The organism is Alphaproteobacteria bacterium, assembly GCA_018667735.1.
Classification (GTDB): domain Bacteria; phylum Pseudomonadota; class Alphaproteobacteria; order Rickettsiales; family JABIRX01; genus JABIRX01.
In genome coordinates this window covers 1-13,519 of the sequence record JABIRX010000039.1, presented here as the reverse complement: position 1 = coordinate 13,519, position 13,519 = coordinate 1, and the positions used below count along the sequence as shown (strand labels likewise).

6 protein-coding genes, 1 tRNA gene and 2 rRNA genes are annotated in these 13,519 nt (G+C 30.7%); 2 read left to right on the top strand and 7 right to left on the bottom strand.

The window, feature by feature from the left end; all coding sequences use genetic code 11:
* Window positions 1-434 (bottom strand): tRNA (adenosine(37)-N6)-threonylcarbamoyltransferase complex dimerization subunit type 1 TsaB (tsaB, locus tag HOH73_04100; GenBank protein MBT5828038.1); only part of this gene is annotated, 434 nt, incomplete at its 3' end.
* A 34-nt stretch (window positions 435-468) separates the two neighbouring features.
* Window positions 469-544: transfer RNA gene (locus tag HOH73_04095), tRNA-Phe, on the bottom strand.
* A 223-nt stretch (window positions 545-767) separates the two neighbouring features.
* On the opposite strand from HOH73_04095, the gene HOH73_04090 reads away from it, so the two are divergent.
* Together HOH73_04090 and HOH73_04085 are read left to right on the top strand one after the other, a co-directional pair.
* Window positions 768-7,451, top strand: a complete 6,684-nt coding sequence (locus HOH73_04090) for an AAA domain-containing protein (GenBank protein MBT5828037.1) — start codon at window positions 768-770, stop codon at window positions 7,449-7,451.
* Window positions 7,452-7,627: 176 nt separating this feature from the next.
* Window positions 7,628-8,326 (top strand): ankyrin repeat domain-containing protein, encoded by a 699-nt coding sequence (locus HOH73_04085; protein MBT5828036.1) that lies wholly within the window; start codon window positions 7,628-7,630, stop codon window positions 8,324-8,326.
* 732 nt (window positions 8,327-9,058) lie between these two features.
* Here the strand turns inward: HOH73_04085 and guaA are convergent.
* The 5 genes from guaA to HOH73_04060 all read right to left on the bottom strand — a co-directional run.
* On the bottom strand, window positions 9,059-10,594 hold the full coding sequence (gene guaA / locus HOH73_04080; GenBank protein MBT5828035.1) for a glutamine-hydrolyzing GMP synthase: 1,536 nt from the start codon (window positions 10,592-10,594) through the stop codon (window positions 9,059-9,061).
* 1,217 nt (window positions 10,595-11,811) lie between these two features.
* Window positions 11,812-12,558, bottom strand: a complete 747-nt coding sequence (locus HOH73_04075) for a prepilin-type N-terminal cleavage/methylation domain-containing protein (protein MBT5828034.1) — start codon at window positions 12,556-12,558, stop codon at window positions 11,812-11,814.
* Between the two features lie 380 nt (window positions 12,559-12,938).
* The gene (gene rpmJ, locus HOH73_04070; GenBank protein ID MBT5828033.1) at window positions 12,939-13,064 is read right to left on the bottom strand and encodes a 50S ribosomal protein L36; all 126 of its coding nucleotides are present in this window, start codon (window positions 13,062-13,064) and stop codon (window positions 12,939-12,941) included.
* A 38-nt stretch (window positions 13,065-13,102) separates the two neighbouring features.
* Window positions 13,103-13,219 (bottom strand): 5S ribosomal RNA (gene rrf, locus HOH73_04065).
* A 92-nt stretch (window positions 13,220-13,311) separates the two neighbouring features.
* Window positions 13,312-13,519, bottom strand: a 23S ribosomal RNA gene (locus HOH73_04060); the annotation flags it as partial.

Below are 13,519 nucleotides of genomic sequence, written 5' to 3'. Positions count from 1 at the left end.
TGACTTACAATTTTTGCTTCACTTATTTTACCTGAATCTTTTTCAATGATTTGATGAAAAAACTCAGCTCTATTTTTACCGCAATTAATGAAAATTTCTGCTTTCCCACACAATTCAAACTGCTCTTTGAATTGGGCTAAATATAAAGCAAAATTAGTAACTGCAACAACCTTAATATTTTGCTCCAAAACAAGGCCTTTAACAAATGCTATAGCAACTCTTATACCAGTGAAAGAGCCAGGACCTACAACACAATATATAGTTTTTATTTGAGAAAAGAGGCAATGATGTTTTTTTAGCAAAGAATCTAACTTTAAAGCTAGTTGTTCTGCTTGAATGTTTTTTTCATCAGACTCATAAGTAAAAACATGCCCATCAAATGATAAAGCTAATCTTATTTTACTGCAGCTTGTGTCTATAATTAGTTTTGCCATAATCAGGACTCGTTACTACCATAAAAAAATGTTATGGTGGTCAGAGGCGGGCTCGAACCGCCGACACAAGGATTTTCAGTCCTTTGCTCTACCAACTGAGCTACCTAACCATTAACTTTAAGCTAAATCTTACTTTATCATGGCAATCTATAAAATTACTTCAAAAAGGTCAAGCAGCTTTCTTAAAATTAAAATAATTTATTAAAATAAAAGTTTTTCTTAATTATTATCACAGCTAAATCGCCACATATTGCAACAAATATTAATTCTTGCATCTTTTTAAGTTGATCACCACAAGATAAAATGCTATTATAAAATTTAATCTGAAAAAACATGAAATACTTACAATATAATTTACCAGATTATCTATTTAAAGAAGCCACTAAAATAAAAACAGGAAAAACGGGCACAGAAAGATTTGATCCAAATAGTGCTTTGTCCAGCCAAGAAGCATTTGTTACCAGCACCGCGCCGTCCTCCTCCTTAAAAAAGAAAGCTATAATATTAGATAGTAATTCTTGTTTAGCTATAAGATTTTTTGAGCGTGTAGCATTTAGCAAAAAGCTAATTCAACTAGGTTTTGAAATATATTTATGTAGTGCAACCGAGCCATTTCACTTCGCAAAATTAGAAGAAGACTTAACCAATGCTCAAGTTTTAGATCAGCTCACACAATTTAATGCTAGCACTCATTACCCCATGTTAAATAGAAGTTATAAATTAGCTCGAGATAACATAGTTTGTTTAGATATTATGAAATCCGCTGAAATTATAAGCGCATTTACCAAAACTAACTTTCAAGATCTCAAAACTCCAAACCTAAGCACAGATGGCTTAAATGCATATTTATATCCTAAAAATAATTTAAATTATGCTTTAGCACAGTTAATAAAAACAGAAAATCTAGAGCAATTTACAAAATCTATAAAAGATCTAGAATATACTACTCTTACATTGCGTTCAATGAACCAGCTCCAAGCCTTCTTTGCAATAGAGGGGGTTGAATATATACAAAATGAAGCTCTCAACATCTTAAAAGCTGAATTTCTAAAAGATGTATCGGAAAAAGATATCATTAAGATAACTGATTATAATAGTTTTAGCACAGCATATATTGATTATCTTACTGAAAAATATGCAAAAGAAGACTTAAACATAGAAATGTTTCGTAGTGATAGTGAGGATGCTAAATATTTAGTTTCATTAATCCACAAAATTTTTGAAGATGTGCATAAAAAGCTAAACGGTGAAAATGACCAAGATATTTTTTTCGCATATGAACTTGGCAGCTTGCTTGATAAAGTTAAAGCACATGAATATATCGAAGCATTAGAAATTTACATTGCAAACCATCCGACTGATTACAGGGAATCACTTATCTTAGCAGTTGATGTTCCAGTAGATATGAATCAGTTTTTAAGATTAAAGCAATCAGACCCCATTCTATTTAAAGCCATCAATGACAAGTATTTTCCTGAATTAACAGAAACTAACTTAGAACCATATCTGCAAAGGTTAGAAATTGATGAGCAATCTAAAATTTTATCTGAGCAAATAAACATACTTGAAAGTTCTGATTTATCTCTTCGAGAAAACAATAAAATGCTTTCTGGACTATGTAATTATGTTGCAGATAACCAGGAATTATTTTCAGAAATTGTAAGTAAGCTTAGCTCTAGTCAAGTAATATCTGATTATTGTCTAAAGCCTGAAGCTAACCTTACTAATAGAATGTGGTTTTACTGTCTGTTTCCTTTAAAATGTGAAGAAACTAAACTGCAACTATTAGCAGATCTGTGTGTAGAGATAAAGCGTGACTCTAGAATTATCGGAGATTTTGAAGCTATCTTTTCAATGAAAGCTGACCTTGTAGCTCAACTACTTCATGATTTGGATTTATTAAATAAAGTTAATTATATTGACAAAGAGTGTTATATAAAAGCTTCTAGTGCTAATGATGAATGTGCAATTTTATTAGAGTTTTTTGATTTACAACCAGATCTAGTTAGAGAATTTGTAAAAGCAAGAATCAAAAAAGATAACTTATTTTTTCACTTACCTCTTGCAACAATTATACCCGAATTTACTGAAGAGGTTGTTCAAAAAACAGCCTTGTATATACATAGTAGAGCGATTCTACAGCGACCAATTTTAGATGCCTTTAACTTATCTAAAGGAAATTCATATCTTGTAGCAAAACAGCAACGTGCTAAGTCGGAAGCTATCAAATCATTAATTGCTGATACAGCTTATTGTAGTCCTACATCATTATTAGTTCAATTACCTCTCCAAGAGCCAGATTTAGTAGACATTGAATTAAATGATATTGAGATCATTGAAATAATAGCAGGTGAGAAAAGTATTAATGATATAGAGATAGATATTGAAAATTTAGTGAAAAAATTTAAACCAAACTATATTACATTATCTAGTGATGTTTATGCAAGGCTAAGAAAAAGTTTATCAACTTGTCAAACACCAGAAGATTTTTGTTGCAGCCTTGGAGTCATAATGTCTGTGGAAACAACTGTGGATAGGCTCCCTCTAGCAGGGCCGCAACCAAAAGATGGCGAAATTTTTCTGGGTTCTGCTCAGAATGATGGTGAGCTTGATGCTTCAACTGAGAAACAGCAATATCATATGCAACTTTCTGGTAAAGTTTTAAATAGTGATTTTAGTGATAGACCACAAATTATTACCTCTCTAAGTAAGTTGATAATAGCTGAAAAAGCCGAGTTTCAGAGCTCTGAACCTAAATCATTAGAAATAATTACCCCTCATATCATTACTCCTGAAAATATTTCAGCTTTTAAAAGCTCAAAATCTGGGATAAAAATATATGCAAGTTTAAATATTGCCTTAACTAGTGGTAATCAAATATTCTTACCTTGCTTAAGTTCTATTGATGAATTTGAGGGCATAGTAGGTAGCAAACTAGATGGACTTAGAATATTTAAGGGTGATCATGGTTTTTATTATGCACAATCAGATAGAAACATTGAGCTTAATTATATTGTTAGTACTGAGCTAGAAAAAAAAGCAACCTTGTCAGAGGGTAGCACAGCAAAGCAGATCATTGAAACATTTCGGGCCAAATCAAAACCTTACACTGATATAGCAGCAATGCCCGAAGATGGAGATATTAAGAAATGGCTAAAAACTGCATATGAACAAAAATCAGGTGCGTGTCGTCACAGAGTTGCTGCAGTATATAATAAGTTATTAGAACATGGAGTAAGTGCAGATAATATTAGAGCATTAGGCATAAATGGTAACCATATCATTATAGAGGTAAAAGATAAGAGTAATTGGGTTCCTTATGATCTGGGAGGTCAAGTAGTTGATTTAACTTATGATAGAATTAAGAAGTCAAAAGGGCATACAGAGAAAACAGGATTAACTGCAACAGAATTAGATATACCAGCAGAAAAAGAAGAAACAAGTTTAGCACAACCTAAAGCAGAAACTACATCTCAAGATATAGCATTTGCACAACTACTTTATGGTTTTAAAGTAAAGTTTTCTTTTAAACCATTAGATCTATCTACTCTTGCAAGCTTGAGCTCAAGAGCAGAGCATAAAATTCTATTAGCAACTAAACAAATAGATGAACATGCACATTATCTCATAAAACAACATAAAGAGAATGTTTTTTATATAGATAACCCAGATCAATTAAATTTCACAAGATCAAAACTTAAAATAGCTAAAGATGGTTCTATAGCATTAACAAAAGAAGCTGATTTAGCGTCTTTTTTAAGTATGTCAGATGGTAATCGATTATTAGTTGTTAATTGGTCAGTTTTTTCATCTAAGCAAAAAGTAGCCTTAAATACTTTGCTTGATAGAGAGCCAACTATAGCAGGCAGCAAAATACCAGAAGAGGTAAAAATTATAAGTTTAGATAGGGTTAAAACAGAAGATCCATCCTTTGCCTCTAGACATAATATAGCATATCAATCATTTATGAGGCCAAAACTTATAGATCCTTTATTAGAAAGAGAAGTAGAAGCTAAAGTAACAGTAACCAAATACACAGATAACTTACCAATAGATCTGCTAGGCTTAAGTGATTGGCGTCAGGCATTATTTGGTAAAATTTCTTTAAATAGAGATTCTTTAATATGGCATAAGTCGCCATTTGCAATAGCTATCCAAGAAGGTAATAATAATTTTACAATCAGCAATATAGGGTCACAAGCAGCTAAATCATTAAATGATGAGTTTAAATTAGCACAAGCAAAAAGCTATTTTGACTATCATGGCTATAAGCTAACCTTACCAGATGGTTTTAATATTAAAGTTAAGTCAAATGATTTCGATTTTAGTAAATTTAGCGCCATAGAAGTTAGCAAAGATAGTAAATATAACCAAGAAGCTGAAATAGTAAATAATCATATATTTGATCTATTATTACATCAGCATCATATTAATGAAAAAGGTGAATATCAAGAGACTCCTGGTTTGATAGCACAGAATGATGCTAAATCATTAAAGTTACTTATCACTAGTGAGCTAACAGAAGAGCAATATTATTGTATGTTAAATGAAGCCTCAAGATTTAACGTAAGTTTAAAATTATACTTAGCACATGGAGTAAAATTGCCAATGAAGTTAAAACAAACTGCTCTAACTGCCTCAAGTGCACCGCATAGTGGACAAACTATGCCAGTTACGAATGGTCCAAAAATTATTGTTACAAATGACTTAAGTAGCTACAAAGCACAAGCCGATCAAGCTGTAATAAATGTAGAAGATTTTGATTTTTCAACATTAATAAGCTCTATAACATATCAAGTTTCTGGGGCAGGGTTTTATGATTTTCATGAGCATCAAAGTGAATTTATAGAAGGTTTAAGAAAGGGAAATAAATTTGTACTTCAGGGCGAGTTTACTGATGAGATGTTAAATATATTGGCGCCACTTATTGCAAAATCGCAAGCTAACCTAACCATCTTAATTGAAGAAAAAAGCTTAAGAGCGGAAGAAGTTAGTTATTCAAGGCTTGCTTGGCTAGCAGATAGCTTAGAATTTAGGTATCAAGAATTATTAGAAAGAGAAGCAATTCCAAAAACAATTGAAATTGAACCTGCAGATAAATCTTTTGATCTAGAGCATAGCGAGCTTAAAGCGCAGGAATTTTTGGAAGCAAGAAAAAGCTTAATAAAAGATCAACTTATCACATCAAATATGTTGTTACTTGAAGGTCAAAGTGGTGTAGGAAAAAGCAGTATAATAAAAGAATTTACACAAAGTGATCAAGATACCATATCAATTCACCGAGAATTAAGCTCATTTGAACAATGGGCTATGGATACCGAACCTGAAAAAACAAAGATTTTATTTATAGATGAATCAAATATTGAAGATAAGCACTTTACTTTATTTTGTGGAATGAAGACAGATGGTGAAAAAAAGTTATTTTACAATGGTAAATTTTATCCTTTAACTACACATCACAAAGTAGTATTTGCATGTAACCCAATAGAATATGGCGGGGGAAGATTTGCCCAGAAATTATTTAATCAAGGTGATATACCAATAATTGAATTTAAGGATTTTCCAGCAAGCTACATATATGAGAATATATTAAAGAGCTCTATATATTGTGAGGCAATAGCTGAACAATTAGATGAACCAACATTTAAAGCAATATGCTCACCCTTGATAAAGAGTTATAAAGAAAATCAAACAGTAACAGGCGACACAGTTAGAGAGTTGCAAGAGCAAGTACTAAAAACATTATTAACAGCATTAAAAATAGCACCAGCAAGAGATCTAAGAGGTAAGAATTTCATTACAACCACTGCAACAAAAGCTGCAGAACAAACTTTATATGAAGCAATAAATATAAGATCTAAGCAAAGAAACGGTATATTTAATAATGTTGCATCAGGATTAAATGGTCTTTTACTAGAAGGTGGGGCTGGCGTAGGAAAGAGTGAAATGATAAAAGAAATGTTATCTGCAAATAATATAAGACCCTATACAGAACTTGGTGGACATTGTTATCATAAAATAGAAGCTGACCTTCCATTTTCCGAGAAAAAACACATTATTATAAAAGCTTTTGAAGCAGGAAATATAATTTGGCTAGATGAAATAAATAGCTGTATAGATGATGGTTTAGAAAAATTATTAAATTCTGTACTAACAGGCATTCATCCAGAAACAGGCGAAAAATCAGCTAAAGCTGGTTTCATGTTATTAGCTAGCTGCAACTCAGCCGGATTAGAGGGAAGGTCAATAATTAGCCCAGCTCTGCGTCATCGAATGAGTTCACCAAAATTAAAAGAATTAGCAGAATATGAAATTGCTGAACTTACAGTAATCATCAAGCATTGGTACAGGCATGACTCAATAGATGATGCAAAAGTAATAAAATTAGCAACAGCATTCAAGAAAATTATATCTACTCCTGAATATAAAGATTATAATTTAAGAATGCTGCGTGATGTTTTAATAGCACAACATAATCTAACCGAACTTATTCATTACAAAGAAATAGAAGAAGTAGCAAGTAAAGACTTATATAAGGATGAGTCATTATTTGAGATAAGTGGTAATGATTTAGACAGCAAGTTTACAAGCAAGTTAAGATCTAAACCAAGTGAGGGAGAGTTAATAAAAAGCAAAATAGCCAAAAGTTTGCAATCAGCCTTTGATGCAACAGTTAAAGGTGACTTATCAAAACAACAAATAAATCCTATAAATTTCATAAAATTAGTCATAGAGTTTGCTAAAAAAAATGACGGTGTTAGCAATGCGCCAACAAAAGCAGTTGAATCTTTTAAACAAGAATATGGGGAAGGGATATATTATTTAGCAAAAAGATTTTCTGCTGCTTATCAAAAATATGCACTAATAAATGGCTTATATACGGGTCGCCAAGATGGTGATGATGGTTTATACTTAAGAACAGATATAAAAATAGGAGCAAGATTAAATAGAATACCAACAGAGCTTACCGATGAAGTTATTGAACAGGCATTAAAACCTATTGGAAGAAGCATCTAATTTTAAATATTACCATATTTTTTCACTACATTAAGCAGTTACTTTTTTATAACTAAGCTTAGATTTATTACATGCACATAATATAATTAGACTTAGCTAGATTAATCTCTAACAAAATATTACTAGCCTGAGCTCTTAAAATATGTTATGATTTACATGAATTTTACGAGTACTTAATGAATAAAGCAGATATAATAAAATTATTGAAAGAAGGAGGAGATATAAACCAAAGGAATAAGGAAGGTAAAACCGCTTTATATATTGCAACTGAAACAAACAATTTAGATTTACTAATTTTCTTATTGAAAAATAAGGCGGACCCAAATATTGAAAGTTTGCAAATTACTTTTTCTGGAAAGCTAACTGAAGGTCAAACAGCTTTATGTAAAGCTGTAGAAAATAATGCAACAGAAGCAGTAACAACATTATTACAATATGGAGCAGAAGTTAACAAAGTAGGTGAAATTAATCTATCACCATTATGCATCGCTATAGGTAGCAGTAATTTACCCATGGTCCAATTATTACTAGAGCATAAAGCGAACCCAAATCAAATCTTATTTGAATCTACCTCACCTTTTTTTATGGCAGTAACTATAGGAGATATAAAAATCACTAAATTATTATTAGATTCTAATGCTGATTTAACACAAGAAATCCAACAACAAACAGCCCTCGATAAACTATATACAGTAAATCCTCCTCTAAGGAAAATGCTTGAAAAAGCAACAGCTGAACAAAAAGCATTAACAACGCAAATCACTCAAAGACGCCCATCTTTAGATCTAAGTCCAAAAATTATGTTACAAACTCATACAGAAAGACTTTTAAAAGCTGAACAAGAAAAAATAAGTGGATGTTGCCTTGTAATGTGATGAATAATATAAAACAAGAACTAAATTTAATACAGAGTTAAGCATAATTTTCATTTTGTTATCAATTCTGACAATATAAAAAAGTTTGTTTTTAGTATAAATTTCACAAAATAATGACTATTATTTTTTAGTAAAATCTCTTAATTCTTTAAATAATTAATAGCTAATTGCTGTTTTACTCTAACTTGATACTCCTTAAATGCGTTATTATATGTATTTTTAAAAAGGTGGAATACATCTTTATTTGCCTTACTTTAGACTAAATGCTGAACACCTATCTTAATTTAGAGTATTTTATATGTTAGCTTAAGTAAGGTTTGACTGTTTCTGATTGCTCAGCTGGAACTTCAATATGCCCTTTAAAATTACTAACATATTATTTTAACTCAATAGTAACGGCTTTACAAAGCGTCAAGTAATAGGGATTTTTGAGGGGCAAAACCTAGTTTGCAAATCATTCTTCGCACCTTTTACTGTAAAATCTTTCCACATTTTTGCTAACCGCAGCCCAATCAATTATTTTGGTTCTTGCTTGAGGTAAATCGAAGGCGTCATTATCTAAAACTTTTCGAAAACATAAAAAATACAGTTATCAGTATCATCTTGCGTTACATCAAATTTCAAACTACCATCTTCATTTAAAGTATGTTTAATATGTTCGTTTTACTTATTCTTAATGGTTTCTAATTCTTCATAAGAAACCCTAATGTATCCCTCTATATCATGGACATTTTATTCCCATTCAATTGTACCTGGAGGTTTAGAGGTTATATCATAGGTTACTCTATTTATACCCCTCACTTCATTTATTATTCTAGATGCAACCTTATTTAAGAATTTATGTTCAAAAGGATAATATTCAGCTGTCATACCATCGCTTGCCGTAACCGCTCTTAAGGCTAAAACATTTTCATAAGTTCGCTGATCTCCCATAACTCCCACTGTTTTCACTGGCAATAAAACAGCAAAAGCTTGCCAAATATCATTATATAAACCGTGTTTTTTAATTTCTTCTATATATATGGCATCTGCATCTTGCAATATCTTAACTTTTTCTTCCTCAATAGCTCCCGGCATTCTAATAGCAAGACCAGGCCCTGGAAAAGGGTGGCGGAGGACTAAATCCTCTGGTACATTAAGTTCTATACCTAAAGACCTAACTTCATCTTTAAATAATTCTCTTAAAGGTTCTAATAATTTTAAGTTCATCTTTTCAGGCAAACCACCCACATTATGATGAGATTTAATAGTTTGACTAGCCCCTCCTGTTGGATGACTTGATTCTATAACATCTGGGTATAAGGTTCCTTGCGCTAAAAATGAAGCATCTGCTATTTTTTGCGCTTCCTTATCAAAAATATCAATAAAGGTTTTTCCTATTATTTTTCTTTTCTGTTCTGGATCTGCTACATTTTTAAGGGCAGACAAAAATTGCTTTTTGGCATCTATAAAAATAAAATTAACTGCTAATCTTTTTGTAAATATTTCTTTTACTTCTGCAGCTTCATTTTTTCTAAGCAAACCAGTATCTACAAAGATACAGGTAAGTTGTTTACCAATAGCTTTAGAAATTAAGGCTGAAGTTACAGTTGAATCAACTCCACCACTTACACCACAAATTACTTTTTTATTGCCAACTTTTTGTTTAATTTCATTTATAGCAATATCTTTATAATTTTTCATTGTCCAATCAGGCTCAAGATTTGCAAGCTTATTTAAAAAATTGGCAATAATTTTATCTCCATCTAATGTATGAATAACTTCTGGATGAAATTGCATAGCGTAGATTTTCTTTGTATCATTTGCTATAACGGCATAAGGTGCGTCACTAGTAGTTGCAATAACGGAAAAACCTGTAGGTAAATTATTTACTACATCACCATGACTCATCCAAACTTGATTATTTTGCAAACCAGAAAATAATGCATGTTCTGTTACAACATTTAAATCAGCCTTACCATATTCATGTTTATCAGCTAAGCCAACAGAACCACCAAGTTTGTTGCAGATTAACTGCTGCCCATAACATATGCCTAAAATAGGTATATTTAAATTAAAGATTTCACTTGAGATATCAGGGGCATTATCACTATTAACAGAAGCTGGACCACCAGATAAAATAATTGCGGCTGGGTTAAATTTTTTAACTTTCTCTATTGTTATACTATGATTAAAAATTTCTGAATAGAAACCTATATCTCTAACTCTTCTTGCTATTAATTTTGTTACTTGCGAACCAAAATCAATGATTAAAATTTTATTTGTCATATATTTTGCTTATATTTATGCATTACTATAAAAATATTTTAATAAAATCCAATAAATATAAAACTTATTATTTTTCATATCTATTAAATAGTAAAATATATAAGGGCTAAGAGTAATTAGAAATAAAGAGCTTCACATATAAAAGTTACTTATATCTATAAAAGATAGATAAGATATTGCTAAAGTTTATGTTGCTTCATCTAAATAGTAAACTACTAGCAATTAATAAACTTAATTAAAATAAAATTAAGCTAGGATTTTTTATAGCATTTTAATTATTTGCAAAATTAATAACACAAATTTAACTAGTAAATATTCTAAATAACCTATTAGAAATAAGAGTAATTTATCGGCATAGCTATTAACAATCTTTATATAAATCAGCAAAATTAAGAGAGTTAATAAAAATAGAGGATATAAACCATTCTAAAATGTTTAATATAGACAATGAGAGCAAACAAAATTTTATTGCACTGCCTAATTTACACTTCAAATATGGCAATTTAGCAAAAAATGAGAATATGCTTATCTTTAAATATATCTAATAAATAAGAAAAGACTTATAACTAAAACAAACTTTAAGGATTCTTAATAAAATTATCCGCCGTAACTCATAATTGAAAAATTAAATAGAAAAAAGAGCGGCATAATTTAGCTGAGTAGAAGCCCCAGTACATGCGCTAAATAATGTGCCAAAAATTAACAAAACAGTATCCGGATAACCATCATCAATTTTAGAATCTATAGTCTTTGCATAAACTGGCTCTAATTTCTAATTTAAATATAGGATTAAAAAATAGAACATGCTTATCTAAAGATATGTTTAATAGATAAAAAATACTTACTACTTAAACAAAAATTAAAACAAGATGTAAGGATTCTTAATGAATTATTTGCTGCAACTCTTAATTTAAAAATTAATATAGATGAAATAAAGGGCATAATTAAGCTGTAGTAGCTCGAGTAGCTTAGCACATACGCTAAGTACTGTACTAGGAATTAACAAAGCAGCGTCCGAATAATCATCATCAATTTTAGAATATATAGTCTTTGCATAAACTGGCACTAATTTCTAAATTAAATACAGGACTAAAAAATAGAATATGCTTATCTACAGATAAGTTTAATAGATAAAAAATACTTACTACTTAAACAAAATTTTAAACAAGATGTAAGAATTATTTATGAATTATTTGTCACCATTCTTAATTTAAAGATTAATATAGATAAAATAAAGGACATAATTCAGTTGTACTGTCCAAGTTATATTCAGCTGTAGTTGGACCAGTAGAAGCTTCGGCACATGCGCTAAGTGGTGTACCAGAAATTAACAAGCCAGTATCTGGATAACCATCGTCAATTTTAGAATCTATAGTCTTTACATCCACTGGTTTGAATATATTTAAATTAGTACTAGAGCATGATGTATGAGCCAATCCTGCAGAAATCAAATTTCTTTCAAAATTAATTAAAGTCCCAGAATTATATATATACCAACTAGCAAGATATGAATAAGAAATTACTGCACTAGCTATAGCTAATTCTGGAACATTATAACCAGCTAGTGGTAATTCACTTTGGGAACCAGAAACATAACCAAGACCTGAATAATCACCAGAAATTATTTTTGAAGAAGAAAGATGCTCAAACGCAATTAAATTTTCCAAATTATTTGGTCCAGAAATACATGAAGTTTTTATTAAAGAATCTCCATCACCATCCTGGCTACTTGTCCAAAAACTAGAAGCATTATTCATATCACCAGGCAGCGCATCATAAGCTAATTCAAAACTATATAATGCTCTTTCATATTCGGTTAGGTCATTGATTATAGAAGAAATTTTAGCAGCTTTGATGAGTTTACTTCCAACTGAAACTCCACCCAACAAAAGGCCAATTATTATTAACACTATTGATAATTCAACAAGAGAAAATCCCCGTTTAATAAACTTACGCTTTTTCATCGATTTTGCTTGTTATATAATTTATACTTCAAAAGTAAGTTACTCTATATATCATATAAATAAATATATAAGTTAACTAAATAAATTAGAAAATTAGTCTACTTGAATATATTATAGGAAAAAAGTCTAAAATGTTGAATTGAGATAGATATATGAGTTAAAAACTATTAGGTCTATAATAGTTTTACTTATGTATTATAGAAAGAAATTTAAGACTAACCTTGTCTTACCTAAGTTAACTAAATAAATTAGAAAATTAGTCTACTTAACTATATATTACAGGAAAAAAAGTCTAAATGTTGAGTTGAGATTAATATATGGGTTAAAAACTATTAGGTCTATAATAGTTTTACTTATGCATTATAGAAAGAAATTTAAGACTAACCTTGTCTTACCTTAAAGCGAGGGTTTTTCTTATTAATAACGAATAAACGTCCCTTTCTTTTGATAACACGACAATTTTTGTCTCTTTTCTTTGCAGATTTTAATGAATTTAATATTTTCATTTTTCTATTTTCAAAATTAAAAAAAAGCTATTTAAAAGGCCAGGCAACTACCTACTCTCCCACATCTTAAGATGCAGTACCATCGGCGCTACGAGGTTTTCACTTCTGAGTTCGGGATGGGATCAGGTGGGTCACCCTCAGCTATGGTCACCAAGCCATTTAAATAGCCTTAAGTTCTTGTGAATAGAAATACTTTATAAGTATATATGTAAGCTTAATCCTACACATAGCATTCAAAAAGTCAGTGAAATTTAAGTCAATCGAGCTATTAGTACTGGTAAGCTACATGCATTGCTGCACTTCTACACCCAGCCTATCAACGTGGTAGTCTTCCACGGCTCTGATAGGGAAAATTAGTTTTAAGGGAGGCTTCCCACTTAGATGCTTTCAGCGGTTATCCCTTCCGTACGTAGCTATCCTGCAATGCTGTTGGCACAACAACAGGTCCACAAGAG